This window comes from Chitinophaga sp. 10T418 (assembly GCF_056394125.1).
Genome location: NZ_JBFTHG010000001.1, coordinates 1,091,181 through 1,109,829, shown reverse-complemented (window position 1 = coordinate 1,109,829; position 18,649 = coordinate 1,091,181). Strand labels below are relative to the sequence as shown.

The 18,649-nt window shown below is 46.1% G+C and carries 12 protein-coding genes; 3 read left to right on the top strand and 9 right to left on the bottom strand.

Annotation, left to right across the window (positions count from 1 at the left end; all coding sequences use genetic code 11):
• The 9 genes from AC1DCV_RS04555 to AC1DCV_RS04515 all read right to left on the bottom strand — a co-directional run bounded on the left by AC1DCV_RS04555 (position 1) and on the right by AC1DCV_RS04515 (position 12,595).
• Entirely contained in the window at positions 1-2,490 is a 2,490-nt protein-coding gene (locus AC1DCV_RS04555; protein ID WP_477022054.1) for a hypothetical protein, read from the bottom strand.
• A 6-nt stretch (positions 2,491-2,496) separates the two neighbouring features.
• A complete protein-coding gene (locus tag AC1DCV_RS04550) occupies positions 2,497-4,182 on the bottom strand; it encodes a RagB/SusD family nutrient uptake outer membrane protein (RefSeq protein ID WP_477022053.1) in 1,686 nt (561 codons plus the stop codon).
• Positions 4,183-4,194: 12 nt separating this feature from the next.
• On the bottom strand, positions 4,195-7,524 hold the full coding sequence (locus AC1DCV_RS04545) for a TonB-dependent receptor (RefSeq protein ID WP_477022052.1): 3,330 nt from the start codon (positions 7,522-7,524) through the stop codon (positions 4,195-4,197).
• Between the two features lie 311 nt (positions 7,525-7,835).
• Positions 7,836-9,002, bottom strand: a complete 1,167-nt coding sequence (locus AC1DCV_RS04540) for a FecR family protein (protein WP_477022051.1) — start codon at positions 9,000-9,002, stop codon at positions 7,836-7,838.
• 95 nt (positions 9,003-9,097) lie between these two features.
• Complete coding sequence (locus tag AC1DCV_RS04535) at positions 9,098-9,700, bottom strand: RNA polymerase sigma factor (protein ID WP_477022050.1); 603 nt, start codon at positions 9,698-9,700, stop codon at positions 9,098-9,100.
• Between the two features lie 140 nt (positions 9,701-9,840).
• On the bottom strand, positions 9,841-10,278 hold the full coding sequence (locus AC1DCV_RS04530; RefSeq protein WP_477022049.1) for a hypothetical protein: 438 nt from the start codon (positions 10,276-10,278) through the stop codon (positions 9,841-9,843).
• An 80-nt stretch (positions 10,279-10,358) separates the two neighbouring features.
• Positions 10,359-10,868: a hypothetical protein gene (locus AC1DCV_RS04525; RefSeq protein WP_477022048.1), complete on the bottom strand. Its 510-nt coding sequence runs from the start codon at positions 10,866-10,868 to the stop codon at positions 10,359-10,361.
• A 204-nt stretch (positions 10,869-11,072) separates the two neighbouring features.
• Entirely contained in the window at positions 11,073-11,336 is a 264-nt protein-coding gene (locus AC1DCV_RS04520) for a hypothetical protein (protein WP_477022047.1), read from the bottom strand.
• 485 nt (positions 11,337-11,821) lie between these two features.
• On the bottom strand, positions 11,822-12,595 hold the full coding sequence (locus tag AC1DCV_RS04515) for a 3-keto-disaccharide hydrolase (protein ID WP_477022046.1): 774 nt from the start codon (positions 12,593-12,595) through the stop codon (positions 11,822-11,824).
• A 186-nt stretch (positions 12,596-12,781) separates the two neighbouring features.
• Between AC1DCV_RS04515 and AC1DCV_RS04510 the strand changes: the two genes are divergently transcribed.
• From AC1DCV_RS04510 to AC1DCV_RS04500, 3 genes are all read left to right on the top strand, one after another.
• Positions 12,782-14,359 (top strand): tetratricopeptide repeat protein, encoded by a 1,578-nt coding sequence (locus AC1DCV_RS04510; RefSeq protein ID WP_477022045.1) that lies wholly within the window; start codon positions 12,782-12,784, stop codon positions 14,357-14,359.
• Between the two features lie 237 nt (positions 14,360-14,596).
• Positions 14,597-17,356, top strand: a complete 2,760-nt coding sequence (locus AC1DCV_RS04505) for a TonB-dependent receptor (protein WP_477022044.1) — start codon at positions 14,597-14,599, stop codon at positions 17,354-17,356.
• 23 nt (positions 17,357-17,379) lie between these two features.
• On the top strand, positions 17,380-18,645 hold the full coding sequence (locus AC1DCV_RS04500; protein WP_477022043.1) for a hypothetical protein: 1,266 nt from the start codon (positions 17,380-17,382) through the stop codon (positions 18,643-18,645).
• Positions 18,646-18,649 lie beyond the last annotated feature (4 nt).

Here is an 18,649-nt window from a genome sequence, read left to right as displayed (position 1 = left end):
TTACTTGTATTCTAAAAGTGCCGTTGCTTTACAATCTTTATCGCTGCTAAAGCGAATCCACCTTGCCTGGAAACCTTTGGGGAACTGGTAGTTAAACGTTTGCCCGGGAGCTACCGTCACTGTTTTATAAGGCATCCAGGTGCCGTTACCAACAGGGTCTGTTTCGATGGTGAAAGTGATCTTCGTTTTGGCATCATGCGAAAGTTGCAGGCTGCGGTTATCATAAAAACCGATGAGATACGGATCAGAAGGCTGCGCAGCGGTAACCGTTGTATGCTGCCATGGGCCGCCATGTCCGGTGGGCCGGCCCATTTGCCACAGGTCATCAATTGCACCTGCCCACACGGCCGCTTTTTTATCATCGGATACAATGATGTGTTCACCGGCTTTTGCGGCCGGGTCAATCCCCGTCATGATCAGCATACCTCTGTAGGCCGCGTAATCATTGATGCGGAAGTGATGAGAAGAAACCGGTCTTATTTTCGCATAGCCGTCTGCGTTTTCCGCAGGCAATTCATAAAAAGTGCCGTGGCAATTAAACAGGTCTCTTTCTGTGGATACCTCCCTGCAAATACGCAGAGCCGCTTTACCCGTAAGGGCGGTGTAGGCAGCATCGCCTAATGGCAGTCGCCAGCGCCGGCCTTTATCATCTACTATCAGCACAGAAGACGCTTCTATATTTACCGCCTGCTGCGGGATCGCAAACTTTTGCTGAATAAAAGCAGCCGTAGCAGCATCGTCTTTCTGCTGCAATTGCATGTCCGCATTCAGTTCATAATATCCAATGTCAGTAGCATCACCGTTATTATAAGTGCGTGCAGCCACGCCCAATGCGCGGCGGTCGTTGCCGAGTCCGTACAACAAACCTCCTTTTACGTTGGCAGTGGTAACTTTACTGAGGCCATTGAAAATAGGTGCTGCCACTGTGTTACGGTGATCATTTGCAGTAAAGGAAAAATGCACGGTAGCGACTACGGAGGTACCCGCCGTTATGCGGATCCACTCTCCCGGCATATTCTCCGGGAAAATAACTTCCGCTGCCTGTCCGGGAGCTACGGTCACGGTTTGCGCTGTGGCCCAGTTACCGTTGCCGCTGTTATCTGTTTCAAAAGTAAATACCACGGGTTGTGCACCGTTATGCTGTATGCGCGCGCTACGTTGTGGCCAGCCGGCAAATAAAAACGGTTCAGATGCTACGCCCGCTTTCACTGCTTCCTTCAGCCATACGGCCCCTTCCGCAGTATTAGGCCCCAGTTGATCCGGTTGCTGCAACCCGGTAAACCACAGGTTGGAATTGGATTGGCCGGGCCCTTCTATATTTCCTTTGGCGCGGCGCTTGTTAAGAAATTCTTTCTGCGCGGCATCATCGCAACCAAATACCAGTTGATCCTGCCAGCGGGTATAGTCGCCTATCACTTTCAGGTACGCACTACGGGGACGGATACCTGCCGTATGTCCGCTGGCAAAAGTGGCCGGAAACTTCCAGAACAGACCGTGCATGGTCATGAGATAATCCGGTTGTGCTGCAGTACCTACATCGCGGATACGGGGCCATTCCGTATTCCAGCCGTGGGCGCCATCATAGGTATGACTGGCTTTAGGCAAACGAAAGAACTTCCAGGTTCCCTGATCTCTTAAGCCCAGCAACAACGATTTATGATCCCAACCCGTAGCCCATATGGGATCGGTAGCCGGATTTTTATTTCCTGAGATGCCACCCGGACCGGTGATTTCCACAAACTGATTACGGCGCACTACTTTCCAGTCTTTCCCATTCCATTCAGATAAGGAGCCGGCTTCTATATCAAAATCCGTGAGTGCTTTAGGGCCAGGTTCACCGTTGTTGGAATAAATCAGTACGCCCTGACCGGAATATAGTCCCTTGCCATGCGCTCCCGGTAATAAGGCGGAAGGAGTGTTGGCAGTGGTGTCAGCATTCTTTTTGTTTTTAACATTACCATCTTCATACAATAAAGCAGGCTGCAGGGTATGTACATCTACTTCATAAAAACCTTCTTCCATGGTACCATAATATATTTTACCAGCGGGATCGGTAAGATGACGTGCATTGCCCGTATGCCGCCCCGGCATGGCCGTGTAGGGAATTACCCGCACTACGCCCTTGTCGCTGATAGCATATGGTCCGATAAATAACTGGTTACTCTCCGGATGGATCATACGATTTGCGGGGGTGCCTCCAATGCTTTCAGGTCGTACGATTTGTTGCAGGTCCGGTGTTACTTCATAGAGCTTATCTGTTGACCCGAAAGGCATATGAGGACCATAAGTAATGACCCATAGTTTGCCGGCCCAGGGCACTACTGCCCCGGTACCGCATTCTCCTTCTCTATTATACATGGCCAGTTGCGGGTAAATGCCGCTGTAAGCACGGGGTTTACCAGATTGTGCGCTGGCCGTATTATGATTGCAGGCGCCACTCAACAACCCCATGACGATACTCCACGCTGCCAGATGTTTGCTTCTTTTCATATATACTTAATAGTTAGGATTCTGTATCAGGTGACTGGTGAGTACTTCATTTGATGGAATTGGCCATAGATATTGACGTGTAGCGTCAAACTTGCGTACTGCAATCTGTTTCACCAGTCCCGCGCTATACATTGGTGTAAAATCAGCGATGCCATCGGCATCCAATACAGGCGTTTGCGGGAAAAACCACAGTCCCGGCTTCACTACTTTCGTGCGCAGGTCGGCAGGGTCCAGCAAGCCGTAGTTGGCTTTATTCAGTACTTTCTCTGCGAGGCGCCAGCGGATAATATCCATGTAACGCACACCTTCCAGGGCAAATTCCATCCGTCTTTCTGTACGGATAATTTTAGTGAGTGCGGTTTTATCAGTGGTAGTCACTGCCGGGTAAGCGGCTATATTCGTATATGCGGTACCGTATGCGCGGGCTCTTACTTTGTTAATAGCATCGAGCACCGACTGATCTATTTCACCCAACGCTGTTTTAGCTTCTGCATACATCAGCAATACGTCCGCAAAACGGATAATAATGTTATCCGGTTCCACATTCCAGGAGTTGAGCAGCCAGTCGCCATCAATTCCTTTCTTCCAGAGCAAACCGTTGAAGGAAGCATACTGCGCAATGGAGCGGGTATCTTTATTCTCTACATATTTGTTGTCCGACACTTTCAATACCGTTACAGAATCCGGGTGCGGCTGAAATATATAGCCCAGGTGTGGTGTCTGGAATTCCACGATGGTAGCCGTACACCGGGGATCGCGGTTATCGAAGGGGCGGCGTGGATTAAACAGCGGCGACTGATCAATCGGCAATCCATCTTTGCAAAGGAAAGCGCAGAACAGGTCCCAGGAAGGATCTTTCGCAGCCCAGCCACCGGCATTACGCGTTACAAAATTCTGGCAATCGCCCATGGTTACCTTCAGCGTAACTGACCTGGGGAAACCCAATACCGTTTCAGCGGAATTTTTTGTTTTGGATAGAAAGAGATTACTGAAATTATCGTGGAGTTGATAAACGTTGAGATCCATACAGGCTTTGGCGGCTGTTTTTGCAGTAGCCCAGTCGCCCATGTATAGGGCTATACGTGCCTTCATGGCCAGCGCGGCACCTTTGGTGGCGCGTTTCAGATCTCCACTGCCAACGGTCGTTTTTAAGGTGGCAGCAGCGATGTCGAAGTCGGCATAAATTTTCTGCAGCACTTCCTGCTTGTCCATTTGCTTCATCTGCAATGCCTGCTCAATATCCAGAATCGAATCCGTATAGATGATGTTGCCATAGTGTGATAACAGGCGGGAATACTGGCAGGCCCTTACAAACCGGGCCTCTGCCGAATAACTGTTGATCTGATCGGGCGATAATACTTTGGCAGCACGCGAAATGCTGCTTAAGATATTATTGGTCCTCGCGATGGCTTTATAGGTTTTAGTCCACCAGTCTTTGACAAAGGCGGTTTCCCCATTGATAGTAGCGCCGGTGACTTCTGTTGTTGCGTCACGGTACATCCAGTCATCCGTCCACTCATCGCTGTCTTTCAACCAGAAATCCGATTTATACAATCCGTTGAGTGACATTTCAATTTCTTCCGGCGTGGAGTTCCAGGTTTCGCTGGAGCCATCCGACAGCGGATGCAGGTCCAGTGAGCCACAGGAGGTCATCAACAAGCCGGCTATGAGTATAATAGTAAGTTGCTTCATGATCGTGGAATTTTAGAATTTAACAGATGCGCCAAAAACATAACTGGTAGTAATAGGATAACCGAGTCCACCTTGTTCCGGATCCCATCCTTTGGGAAAATGATGCAGCGAAAACAGGTCACTAACGCTGGCGTATAAACGAATGCCCTGTATATGCATTTTCTTCACCAGGTCGTTGGGCATTGTATAACCCACATTAATATTTTTCAACCGGAAGTAAGCGCCGCTAACAATCCAGAAGTCAGACATGGCATAGTTATTCCCGGCCGAAGTATTGGTGTAGCGGGGATACTGTGCTGCTTTATTCTGCTCGGGTGTATTATACTTACTCCAGGCATGACCGTCCAGGATAGCCGGGAAAGTGCCATAATTTTCCCGCAGTGGCTGTACCATATCTGTGGTAAGCCGGGAATTTTGTTTGCCTACCCCCTGCATGGTCAGGCCCAGGTCCCAGTTTTTATATCCCATCTGAACTGATGCCCCATAGATATACCTTGGCAGTGAGCCTCCCAGCGGTACCCGGTCATATTCAGGAGAAACTTTTCCATCAGGTACACCATCGGGTCCACTGATATCACGGTAACGGATATCTCCGGGTTTTACGTTGGCGTTCAAACGGGGTGATTTATCTACTTCTTCCTGGGTCTGGTAAATGCCATCCGATACATACCCATACCATTCGTTAAATTCAGTACCCTGTCTGATGATAGAATCTTTCAGGAACTGAGTACCGCCCAGGTTGCCCATTTTGGTGACAAAGTCGGAGAGGTTCAGGGACACGCCGTAATTGAAGTCGCCGATCCGGTCGTTCCAGCCCACCTGCATTTCCCAGCCTTTGGTGTACATGGTGCCGGTATTCTGGAAGGGATTATCGTAGCCGATGTAATCCGGTATTTCCAGTTCCAGCAAGATATCGCTGGTCGTTTTCCGATAGTAGTCACCGGTAAAGCGTAAACGGTTTTGCAGGAAGTTTACATCTGCGCCGATATCCCAGGAACGGGTGGTTTCCCAGGAGATATCGCGGATAGCGTATTGCCACTGTGCAGCTGATTGTCCTGATACCACGGTGTTGCCTTTATAAAAAAGGGAATTATTTTCAAACTTCAGCAACGCCTGGTAAGGATAGTTACCAATCCTTTCATTGCCAAGAGAACCCAGTGAGGCCCTTACTTTCAGGAAAGACAACCAGGGAGCCGACTTTTTCAGGAAGCTTTCTTCTGATACTACCCACCCTGCGGAGAAAGAAGGGAAGGCTCCCCAGCGATAGCCGGGCGCAAAACGGGAAGAGGCATCATAGCGGATATTTCCCTGCAACAGGTATTTATCGTTATAGCTATACATGACTCTGCCAAACCAGGAACGATATGCATTTTCAAAAGCCTTGCCGGTGTTATCCCGGAACTCCAGTGGACCGAGATCCAGGTAAGGATAGTTATTCAGCTGGTATTGCCCTCTGGAGGCGCCAAGCAGTTCATCCGACGCTTTATAAAACTCATAACCTCCCATCAGGTTAATGCTATGTTCTTTCAGTTGTTTGGTATAGTTCACCAGGAACTGGGTGGTATAGCGGTAATTATCATTACGGCTTTCTTCCAGTTTGGTTTCTGTAGCGCCTTCAATATAACCGGAAATGGAGCCGGGATTATTATATGCTGTGTAAGGAACTTTCTGTGTGAACTTCTTCCCTTTGTCAAAATTCAGGAAGGGGGCGATGATAGCGGAAACTTTCAGTCCTTCTATAGGCGTGAAATCAATACCAACTTTTCCACCGAGCTGGTTGAACCAATCATGGTTAATACCGCCGTATTTCGTTTGTGCATAGATGTTAGCCCCATCTTTACCTGCGCCAATGCGGCCATCAGACCACAGTGCTGCATAAATTGGCGGCACGATGCCCATTTTATACATCGGGTCCACAATAGGCTGCTGCACCATGGTGCGTTTGAAGTTAATATCTACGCTGGCAGCAAGGTATTTGTTGATAGTGATATCGTTATTGATACGGGTAGTGATACGGCTATAAGTACGGTTATCGTACAGGGCGCCGTTTTTATCATATACCAGCGATACCCTGGAACGCAGTGTTTTGCCGGCACCGGCAATGCTGAGCATATGTGTTTCACGCGGGGCGCTATTATGCAGGATCAACGCTCTCCAGTCGGTATTGGGATACTGATCGGGGTTTTGTGCATGCAGCTGTGCGTAGTTGTCTACAATATCTTTTGTATAGGTAGGATATTCATTGGCATTATTACCGTTATCATTCCATCTCAGTTCATTGGTGAGCTGCATAAAGCGCACTGCATCTACATATTGCGGTAGTTTGGTAGGTTTCTCGATACCATATTCATAGCTGTAGTTAAGATCCAGCTGTCCGTTCTTTGCGCGTTTGGTGGTTACCAGTATCACACCGGCGGCGGCACGGGAGCCGTAGATAGAAGCCGAGGCAGCATCTTTCAATACAGAAATATTATCGATGTCATTGGGATTAATAGAATTGATATCATCTACCGGCACACCATCGAGGATCACCAATGGTGTTGCACCTGCCTCAGAAATAGTGGTAATACCGCGCACGCGGATCTGTGCTACGGCGCCCGGGGCATTGTTATTACGGGTCACCATTACGCCCGGCATGGCGCCTTGTAATGCCTGTGAAATCTGGGTGGTTTTACGGGAGGCCACGGCATCTCCTTTTACAGAAGAAACGGCGCCGGTGAGGTCGCTCTTTTTCACAGTACCATAACCTATTACCACCAGTTCATCGAGGGCTGTATTAGCGGCTTTGCTCAGGCGAACATCCAGTTTATATTGTCCGTGTACGGTGAGTTCCTGTTTATCAAAACCAATATAGGAAAAGAGGATGATGGCGCCATCGTTGATACCTGAAAGTTTATACTCTCCCATTTCATTGGTCACCGTAGCATTAGAGGTCCCTTTCTGCAATACGGTGACGCCAGGTAGTGGGGTACCGGTATCGTCTGTTACTCTACCGGTAAGCGTCATTTGTAAGGTGAGCAATTTCAGTATAGGCGGCAGCGTGACTGGCATCTGTTTTTTAATAGAGATGGTTTTGTCCACAATAGAAAAACTCAGCTCCTGCCCGTGCAATGCTTTGGCCAACAGTTCTTCCAGCGGTACCTGCTGCATATACAAAGTCACGGGGTGGCTGTTTTTAAGCAAAAGGTTATCATAGAATACTACGTATCCTGTTTGCTTTTTGATAGCGGCAAAAACCGTTTTAAGTGACACCTCTTTCCCTGAAAAACTCACGGTCTGAGAAAGGCCCGTAGCACTTACATTGAGGAAGACGACGGTAAGAAACACAAACGTTAACTTCATAGCTAACAGCATTTTGGTTGAGCATAGCGTGCGATGCCCGGGAGCTTTTCTGCGGGCCCTGAAAATGGTAGCCCATGGAATAGAAACAGCTTTCCGGCTGCAAAGAGCGTTACAAGTAATTTGCATACATTTGCATTGTTTGGTTGAGTGAATAAGGAGTCTTCGCCGACTTATTTTGTTCATGCTATCCAGATGCCGCCGGAAATATTACCAGTATTTCCGGCTTTTATTTGCATAACAAGCAGATCCCGTAACCTTAGGGGTTTACGGAGTGGAATTCATTTTTACAATAGCAATTCAGAAACGTGGTTTTACTTCAATACCGTAATATTTTTTCCTTCGATCTTAAATCTGACATCATTTGCTTCCAGGATACTTAACACTTCCGACAAGGGCAATGAGCGCTGTATACCGCCACCAAAGCTCCTTTCAGGGATAGCTCCTTCGTAGTTCACTTTTACATCGTACCACTGTTCTATTTGTTTCATCACGGTGGGCATATCTGCATCTGTAAACTGGAAGAACCCGTTTTTCCAGGCAATAATTTCTTCTGTATCTATATTATTCATAACGGCTAATGCGCCGGCGTGTACCCTCGCCTGTTGTCCCGGCTTCAGCACAGCTCCCGTATTGCCGGTAGTTACCTTTACAGCACCATCCACCAGTGTGGTACTGATAGTGGCTTCTTCGGGGTAGGCATTGATATTAAATCGTGTGCCCATGACCGTAACATCTGTGGCACCCGCTGCCACTTTAAACGGCATATGGGCGTTGGCAGCCACTTCAAAATATACTTCTCCCGTAATGGTTACTTTTCTTTCCTTGCCCGTAAAAGCTGCCGGATAATAAATGGAAGAGGCAGCGTTGAGCCACACCATGGTACCATCCGGTAATTTCAGGCGGTACTGCCCTCCCCGCGGCGTGGCCATCCTGTTGTACATCGTGGCGTCATTGCCGTTGCCTTCATAGGCCAGTTCTCCGTTGCTTTGCTTTACTATTTTAACATTGCCCTGTTGTGTGAGCAGGCCATTGCCGGCACTATCCAGCGTAATCACACTGCCATCTGCCAGTGTGAGTGTAGCACGGTTGCCGCCAGGCGCTACTTCATTTTTATACCTCGTTTGTTTATCTGCGATCTCAGGCGACTTTGTAGTAGTATGCCGTAGCGCCCACCAGCCGCCCATTCCCAGCAATAATAGGCTGGCTGCTGCCCACCAGCCGTAACGAATAGTACGTGTTGGTGGCACCACCTTCTCCGCAGGCGCCGCACCAAACAGCGAAGCCACGATGCGGTCTGACATCTCGTCCGGCATCCGGATCAATGGCACATGCGTTGCCCAGGCATCGCCCAGCGCAGCGGCCAGCTGATCCTCTGTTGCCTCCCCATCTATCCACAATGCCAGCTCCTCCCTTTCTGCGGCCGTGGCGGAATTGTCAAAATATCGTTCAACCAGGTAAGTAATTCTTGCTGACAGCATCTTGCATATTTACGGTAATCAACATCGGCTTCACGGTATCTATCTTACTATAGACAAACGGGAAGACACCTATAACTAGTCCGGTGAAAAATTTTTTATTGTTGAAAAGAAGTGAGGATCACCAGCAGGCAGGAAGCGCCTGTGGCGGAGTGCAGATGTACGCCCAGCTGTTCCCGGATGGTACGCAGCGCCGCAATCATGTGGTTATTGACGGTAGAAGGAGATATGTTCAGGTGCCGGGCTATTTCATCATGCTTTAACCCCTGCTCCCGGCTAAGGGTGTAAACGAGCCTTTGTTTGGGAGGTAATTTATCCAGCGCTGACTTCAGCATTTCTTGTACCTCCCGCACATTTAAATGCTCTTCCGCATTGGCATTCACCGCATTGCCCGCTCTGTTGAGCTCAGACAGGATCAGCGTTTCCTTTGCCATACGCCGGAACGCATTCAATACCTGGTGCTGGGCCATCCGGTAAATGTAGCCGCCAAACTGTTCTATATTGACGAGGTTTTCCCGGTCTTTCCACAATTTCAGAAACACGTCCTGGATCACATCTTCCGACATCTCCGGCGAATCTGTTAATCGCAGCAGGAAACTGTACAGCTTATGCTTATGCAGGTGAAAGAGGCGTGTAAACGACTCTTCATGCCCTGCCGCAGCCTTTTGCAGCAATAATTGTTCATTGATTACCATCTCCATGAAACCGGATAAAGTGGAATAGTATTACATTACATAACGTAGTCGTACTAAAAGTAAAGATTCAAATTGAATATTTGAAAATTAAAAAAAGAATAATTTTATGGGAACGTTCCCTATCGCTGTAAAAATGGAGCACCTTCCTAATCATAAATCGCTACATCATCGATATTAAAATCCTCATCTAACTGCACCTTTATCTGATTACCCGGATAATTTACTTCCGCAGTATAATCCAATGCAAAGCCGTCCGGAAATGCGATGATTTTCACCAGCTTCAAATCATTTTCCAGGGCAGTGAAATCATCGGCTGTTGGTGTATAATCGGTTTGTTCGTAAGCGCTTTCTGTTATCTCGCTGGCGATGGATGCTTCTATCTTCTGCAGATGATCGGGAGTAAGATGTGCGATGAGTCGTTGCAGTTCATTGATTAAATCATCGAAATCGGCGGGGCTGGTACTGTCTTCCTCCAGATCAATTTCAATAGGAAAGGATTGATGGAGAGATGGGGAGCGCATGGTTCCCTGCAGGAGGTTGTTGTCAATGGTGATGTTGTTGATGATGGCAGGAGGATGGGTCATGCTGTTGCGAATTAATTAGTTTTATCTTTGAAGTAAGATAAGCGGAATACTAATTATTTTAAACACTTCGCAAAAAAAAATTATAGCTGCGCTATTGTCTTATGCACATTTTTCTTTTCCTTCTTTCTTAACTCTTTATTCGTTCTGATGTTATAGCCTTTCGCTTTTTCCGCGAGCATAAACCAACTAAAAGCCGGTATGGTATTATTGGAATGTAGTTCCAGCCTTATGAATAATTCATCATTAGGGAATTCTTTTTTATGAATGATCCGACTTAAACGGGTTTCATCCACACTTATTTCTGCTGCAAACTCCTTTTGTTTCTTGCCAAGAATGTGGATGTATGTAGAAAGAAAATACCCGAAATGAAATTCTTCCTGATATTCCAATGCCTCTACGACCTCCTTTATTTGATATTTCAACTGCATAAGCTGACCATCCAGTCTTTCCTCCTTACTCCGGTTATTCCATTGTTCCATCCTATACGCCACCAGTTCTTTGTCAGTTGCTGCTTTCTCTTCTGGTGAAAGTCCATGAGGATAAATATTATCAGGAAAGAGTTTTTCTTTTGCGTTCTTTTTTGCTTTCATTTTTAATCGATTTCGATATACTCAGTGATCAATGCTTTCGCGGTATTTTTTTCGACCACAAGATTTTTCCCCATTGGCCTAAAGCGATACTTTTTTATATAATGTGATATAAGCTCGGTTTTGGGTATCAATGAAACGAAGCCATCAAACCCTTTCCTAAATGACATTTGGCATGCATATGCGATAAGATTTCCAGCAACACGATCATGATTTTCTGCCKCCCCTATTTTCCCTTGCTACTTCCAGTAACTTAATCTCCAATCTCAATTCGGCTTCATAAATCATAACAGACATTAACCCAAGAATGCTATTATCATTGACAATAGTTTGTTTATAAACATCACACATCAACTCCTTCTCCCAATCAAAGTCAAACCTTTTCTTTACTGATGCTGTCAATTCGTTTTTCTGAAGAATAGAAACACTGGCTTCTTTATAGTTACCAGAATTCATATGAAGGACTTCCATATAAAGTTATATAAATTTATTAAAACGATCAATTAATTTATAAAATCCATCAATTAAAATATCCAAACAGTATATAACAGCACTATGTTGCCACAAAACGCTATTAGCTAACAGACGTGTTAAAATTGATGCGCGGACACCATTTGTAGGCAGGTCGAAGCAACTAAATCCAAATTTTCAGGGTCAAACAAAAGGAAAATCACACTCTCTTGCATCTCGGCATTTCACAATCATCAATTATACACTGCTATCATAAAGGCAGTACTAAACATTCGCAATAAATTTCCAGAGAGAAAATTTTGCCACAAATTTTGGGTGAATCAGGAAACAACCAGTATCAACAACAAACAAATCAAGAACATAATTGAACATAGAAGCGTACAAAAAGAAAAGAGCCACCATCTACGGCAGCGCTACCAAAATGTAAGAAGGCATCTCAAAATTACTTTTGAAATGCCCTCTTATCTTATAACTAAAAATATCATTTACAACTCTCTCACCCAAATATTCCTAAAACTCAGTGGCTCACTCTTATCACCATGTGCCTGCAGTTTAATCGGACTGGCGCCATGTGCCTGGCGATACGCTGCCTGGCCAATATATTGGGTAGGTCCTTTCAGTTCCACATCATTCTGCACCACTACACCGTTAAAGATCACTGTGACTTTAGCTGGTTTTACTACAGCGCCATCAGCACCAAATACCGGGGCATTCCAGATCACATCATACGTATTCCATTCACCTGGCTGCAGGGTAGGATTTGCCAGCGGAACAAACTGTTTGTAGATACTACCTGCCTGTCCATTGGTATATGTTTTATTTTTATAGGAGTCCAGTACCTGTAATTCGTAACCGGCATCACCTTTACCCAGAGAGGCAAGGAAAATACCACTGTTGCCACGGCCTTGTCCGGTACCGGTGATATTGGATGGCACGCGCCACTCTATATGCAGCTGGTAATTGGTAAAGGTCTTTTTAGTTTCGATGTTACCTGATTTCTTGTTAACGGTGAGGATTCCTTTTCCTACCAACCATTCCGCCGGTTTCTCCCGGTCGTCGGCCATTACCCACTGATCCAGGTTGCTGCCGTCAAACAGTACCACAGCATCAGAAGGAGCATTACCGGCTTTTTTGGCGGGAACTACTTCCGGTGGCACGGGGGTATACACCTCTGTATCTTCAGGCTTGGCTTTCTCCTGGGCATTTGCGGCACAAAATCCACCAGCTAAAAGCATGGTAAATAAGAATTTTCTTTTCATAATCTATATTTAACTGGAATTAATTTTCGGGTTCAATAAAGTAACCGGTGTCACAATAATATACAAAATCCGATAGGGACGCAAGCATTTTTATGTCAGCGGTTAACGGTTTGGTAACATACAGTTAATACTAAAAAACATTCTTTGCGGATTATTTATGCTTAATTATACCGTGTTACCATTAAAATGAAAGGGGTTTTTCAGTTTATCGTTCTATGCTTGTTTATCTTTCCGGCTACAGTTACCGTTGCGCAGGACTCCCTGCCCCTGCAGTTAGCCGCGGCGGGAAAGCTCAGCAACCAATCACCTGATGCAGCTTTCCTGGCATTACGTAAAATGTACGACCAGGCAGTCAGTGCCCATGATGAAGTAGCCGCCGGCAAATGCCTGCAACAAATGGGCAGGATCTGCTTTACACTGGGCCACTACGCTAAATCACTGGAATATTATCAGCAGGCCGCCACCCTTTTTGCCACTACCCGCCAAAAAGCGGAAGAAGCAGCCACCATCAATGATATAGGGCTGCTGTATTATCGCAATATTAATAAGAAAGGGGCCAAAGCCCAATATGATAAAGCCCTGGCATTGTACCGGGATATAAATGACAAGGCCGGCATGGCCGCCACCTACGGCTATATTGGTCATCACTACGAAAAACAACAACAGTACGACAGCGCATTTTATTTCCAGCAACTGGCACTGAAGCAGTACCAGGGCATACATGACACCTTCGGCATGGCCGGGATCTATGAAAACCTGGGCACCATCCATGAAGACCTGGAGAAATACGATACTGCCCTGTACTACTTTCAAAACGCCCTACGGTTGTATGAACTTCACCATGAACGCGTGGCAGGTATAGAAATTATCAACAATATAGGCGATGTGCTGAGGAAAACGGGCGACTATAAACGCAGCATGCCCTTTTCAAAAGAAGCCCTGGCCATTGCACAACAAACCAACAACAAATACCAGGAAGCCGCCGCAGGTAAAGATATAGCCAAAACATTTAACCTGTTGGGCCGCAACGACAGCGCCTATTATTATATGGAGCAAAGCCGCAAGTGCCTGGCGGAAATTTATTCTGAACAGAATAACCAGCAGATGAACTTCCTCCAGATCATTTATGATACCAATAAAAAGAATGATGAAATCATGCAGCTGGAAAACAGCCACCAGATGAACCGCATCATTTATACCGCGGTGGTCATCGTGGTCCTGCTCCTCATCCTTCTTTGCCTGCTCACCATTTCCCGGCAAAAGCTAAAGATCAGCCAGGCCCAGGCTGTATCAGAAAGGAATGCAGAACTCAACCGTGTTCAGAAAGACCAGCTGGAACTGAAAAGTAAACAACTGGCTACCCATACCCTAGATGTTATTCAGCGCAACCAGTTCCTCGATGAACTGAGAAATACCCTCTCTCTCCTGGTACAGGAAGAAAAAAGAGACCAGAAAAAACAACTGCAGCAGCTGGTGCTGAAAATAAACCAGAACGTAAATCACGAAAAACAATGGAAAGAATTCACCGGCATCTTTGAACAGGTACACCAGGTGTTCTTCGATAAACTCAATGCTCTTTACAGCGATCTTACTACCAACGATATCAAATTACTCGCCCTCCATAAAATGAATATGGACTCAAAAGATATGGCCACGATCCTGGGTATTTCACCAGATAGTTTACGTGTAGCCAGGTATCGGTTACGAAAGAAATTAAACATCCCGGAGGGCGATACGCTCAACACTTTTGTGCAGGGACTATGAGGCATAACATTCCGTTAATATGCCGGTAACATAATGGTAATGGCGGATCATGTTACAAATAATCAATTAATTATCAGATACTTACGCCTCATTTGTATACGCTGATTACGCTTTGTTTACGGGCTTGTTAACGCTGTATACATTTTGCTTATGGCACTTTCTTGTAATTTTTTTCAGAGCAGATCACATTTGCGATACCATTTGCCACGAACTCAAACGGTATCAAATTCATTAAAAATGAAAGCACTTTTAAACACGTTTTTATGTCTGCTGCTCAGCATCACTATCGTCAAAGCCGATGGTCTGAAAGGGCATGTTTACGATCAGAAAACAGGGGAACCGCTGGTAGGCGTTACCGTTATTCTGGAACAAACCAAACTGGTGGCCCTCACCGGACTGGATGGTTCCTTTGAATTCAAAAAAGTAACACCCGGTAAATTTACCCTCGTCATTTCCCACCTTACCTACAAAACACTCACACAACAAGTAACTGTTGTGGAAAAAGACAATCCCTACATTAATGTGTACCTGAGTGAACGCAGTAGCAAAAGTCTCAGCGAGATAGTCGTATCTGCCAACAACAAAGCCTCCTCTGAAAAAACTGCCCGCAAACTGGAACAGAAATCCGTCCAGATAATGAATGTGGTATCMGGTGCAGCGATAGAAGTATCGCCCGATTTAACGGTAGCCAACGTCATTCAGCGCGTATCCGGCGTATCCATAGAGCGCAGCAGCAATGGCGACGGACAGTATGCCATTCTCCGTGGTATGGATAAAAGGTATAACTATACCCTCATCAACGGGGTGAAAATACCCAGTCCGGATAATAAATACCGTTATGTACCCCTTGATCTTTTCCCATCCGAACTGTTAGAACGACTGGAAGTATACAAAACACTGACGCCTAACATGGAAGGCGATGCCATCGGCGGCGTAGTAAACATGGTCATGAAAGATGCGCCGAATAAACTGTCGATCAATGCCAACGTTGCTACAGGTTATAGCCAGATGCTGCTCGACAAGGGATTTACGGCCTTCGATCATAGTGGCATCAATGGTAAATCACCTTATGAAGTAAATGGCAAGAAATACAATGCCACACCTAAAGACTTTGCCACCGGTACCCTGAACTATCAGCCTAAAAACTTTGCGCCTAACGTAGTGGCTGGTTTATCAATAGGTCAGCGCTTCTTCAAGGATAAACTGGGCGTGATCCTGGCTGGCAGCTTCCAGAACAATTACCGAGGTACCACCAGTACCCTCTATAGTTCTGCAGCAGTGGAAACGGATAAAACCGAGGTGATTACCTCCATGCAGGATCGTCAATACAGTGAGCAACAAAAACGCAGTGGTCTCCATGGCAAAATAGACTATGCTTTTAATGACAATAATAAGCTGTCCCTGTATACATCTTACATGAACCTGCAAAGCTTCCAGACCCGTTCAGGTATCACTACCAACGTATCTAATGCAGATTTTGATCCTGCCGCCGGCAATGCACAGATCACCTACGAAGAGCGCTCCAGGAAAATAAACCAGCGCATCTATACTTCTACCCTGCACGGCGAACATAAACTCATTCCGCATAAATTAAAGCTGCAGTGGTCTGCCGTTGTTTCATCTGCACAAAACGAAGTACCTGATAATACTACCATCAGTGTAAATGGCATACGCAAAAACTTTGTGGAAACACGTACCACAATAGATGATGGCGCCCGTAGGTGGGAACGTAATACAGACAACGATATCGCCGGTTATGCAGACGTGACCTATACCGCCAGCATTGCCGGTACCAAGGTAGATTTCTCCGCGGGAGGATTGTACCGAGATAAACAAAGAAGCAGTTTCGTTAATAACTACGTGTTCAAACCGCTCCATGTAGGCGATGTATATGGTAAAGATTTCAACAGCTATACCGACATTCAATGGGAATTACAAAACCCAACCGGTGCCGTAGATAATGCCCTGACCTATGATGCAAGCGAAAAAACATCTGCCGGATATGGCATGTTCAAATTCAAGGTAGCTTCCATCGAAATCACAGGTGGCGCAAGGGTGGAACATACCGATCAGGGATATCATATGCTTTTCTCCAAAGGAGAGAGCCGGCCAACGGGCAACCAGGTATATACCGATGTATTGCCCAGCCTGACACTGAAATATGAACTCACTTCCCACCAGAACCTCCATGCGTCCTACTTCCGTTCCCTCAACCGTCCGGGCTTCTTTGAGTTGGTACCTGGTCCTATCGTACATGAAGAATATAAAGAAATAGGTAACCCGGATCTGAAACGTGCCCTGGCCGATAATTTCGACCTGCGCTATGAATTATTTCCGAATCATACCGATCAGTTGCTCTTAGGTGTATTTTATAAAAAAATTAAGGATCCCATTGAAAACACCATTATCCCCGGCGGTATTCGTGGACAGGATCAGTTCTACATGCCCGGCAACTTTGGTACAGCGCATAATTACGGCCTGGAAGTAGATTACATCAAATTCTTCCACAAGGTAGGCTTCAAGGCGAATTATACTTATACCAACTCTGCTATCACTACCTCAAAAAGCTATCGGTTCAGAGATGATAAGGGCGACATCCATACCGCATCCACTCAGCAAACAAGGCCCCTGTACGGCCAGTCAGCGCACATTGGGAACCTCTCCCTGTTGTATAAAGACACGCAGCATGGATGGGACGCACAGCTGGCTGGTTCCTATACCAGCCCACGTATTACCGTAGTATCACAATTCCTGGATAATGATTACTGGCAGAAAGGATTTATCCAGATGGATATTTCTGTGGAAAAAAGATTCCGTAACAACTTCAGCATTTTTGCCAAAGCAGGCAATCTCCTGAATACGCCAACTGAATTATTTATCAAAGGTACCAACGATAAAAATGCCACCATTCCCGGTCAGGGAAAATCCAACGAAACACTGCTCAGAAGAGATTATTACAAACAAACTTACCTGCTCGGTGTACGTTACAAATTATAAACGAAGCTAAAATATTCATCGTCATGAAATATAAAAATATTTTCTTTTACATCGCTTTCATCACTACCGTCATCACCGGTTGCAAAAAAGCCAATATAGCAGTAGACCTTACAGAAAACAATACCGGTGGTAGCGGTATTCACGGAGAAGTATTTGGTATCTGGTCTAAAGGAAGCACGCAGCGGATTACCGGCGATATCATTATACCAGAAGGTAAAACACTGGTAATAGAAGAAGGGGTGATCGTGATCATGGATACCCTCACCAAACCGGAAATAATTGTAAAAGGTAACTTCTACTCTATGGGAACACCGGAAAACCCGGTGAAATTTACCATCGAAGAAAACCTCCGCAACGACAGCCGCAAATTTGGCAAACAATGGGGTGGAATTCTTGCTACACCTACCTCCGCTGAACTCCTGCTGGACAATACGATCCTGGAATACGGTGGCGCCACTACCACCGAGTCCTCCACTTCCGTGAAAATGGGCCTTTATAAAGCGACCAGCGGCGAAAACCTTCCTGCTTTATGGTATAGCAATGTGAATGGTAAACTGGTGGTGACCAACTGCATTTTCAGGAACTTCAACGAAGACTGCACCTACATTGAAGGCGGTAAAATTATCTTCTCCAATAATTCATTTTATAGCACCGGCATCACCGGCGGAGAAGGCATCAATATCAAATCCGGTTGTATCGCAGATGTGGCATACAACCTGTTTTACGCCACCAATACCAATGCACTGAAGCTCTCTAACTCCGGCGACCGTACGCCGCAGGCGCACGTCATTGCCTATAACAACACCATCCTCAACACCGGATGGAGAAGACCAACCGTAAAAGGTGGCTCTATCTGGGTGGAAGCAACCGTATTCGCCGAGTTGCATAATAACCTGTTTGCCAACACACGCTTCGGTATTAAAAGAGATACCAAAAAACCGGAAGATGCACGCTCTGTCATCAGCCAGAACCTTTATTATGGATTTGACCAGGCTACAGTAAATCAGTTCCAGCCTTCAAAAGACGTAATAGGTGGTAAGAACGATATCATCGGCACCAAAGCAGGTGACAACGATCCCAAATTCGTAAATTACCCGTTGAACACAGCAATGAATAATCCGGATTTTAACAAAAGCTGGGACTTTCACGTGCAGGCAGGATCACCCGCCATCGGTGCAGGTACAACTTCATTCGTACGCAACTTTGCTGCCGGCCTGGTGATGAATGGTTATACCTATTCTTCTCCCGCCCCATCTTCTACCATCGGTGCCTATGGCACTAAAAACTAAACAG

Coding starts and splice junctions, on each gene's coding strand:
- AC1DCV_RS04555 (WP_477022054.1), bottom strand. CDS start 2,490: ATGAAAAGAAGCAAACATCTGGCAGCGTGGAGTATCGTCATGGGGTTG.
- AC1DCV_RS04550 (WP_477022053.1), bottom strand. CDS start 4,182: ATGAAGCAACTTACTATTATACTCATAGCCGGCTTGTTGATGACCTCC.
- AC1DCV_RS04545 (WP_477022052.1), bottom strand. CDS start 7,524: ATGAAGTTAACGTTTGTGTTTCTTACCGTCGTCTTCCTCAATGTAAGT.
- AC1DCV_RS04540 (WP_477022051.1), bottom strand. CDS start 9,002: ATGCTGTCAGCAAGAATTACTTACCTGGTTGAACGATATTTTGACAAT.
- AC1DCV_RS04535 (WP_477022050.1), bottom strand. CDS start 9,700: ATGGAGATGGTAATCAATGAACAATTATTGCTGCAAAAGGCTGCGGCA.
- AC1DCV_RS04530 (WP_477022049.1), bottom strand. CDS start 10,278: ATGACCCATCCTCCTGCCATCATCAACAACATCACCATTGACAACAAC.
- AC1DCV_RS04525 (WP_477022048.1), bottom strand. CDS start 10,868: ATGAAAGCAAAAAAGAACGCAAAAGAAAAACTCTTTCCTGATAATATT.
- AC1DCV_RS04515 (WP_477022046.1), bottom strand. CDS start 12,595: ATGAAAAGAAAATTCTTATTTACCATGCTTTTAGCTGGTGGATTTTGT.
- AC1DCV_RS04510 (WP_477022045.1), top strand. CDS start 12,782: ATGAAAGGGGTTTTTCAGTTTATCGTTCTATGCTTGTTTATCTTTCCG.
- AC1DCV_RS04500 (WP_477022043.1), top strand. CDS start 17,380: ATGAAATATAAAAATATTTTCTTTTACATCGCTTTCATCACTACCGTC.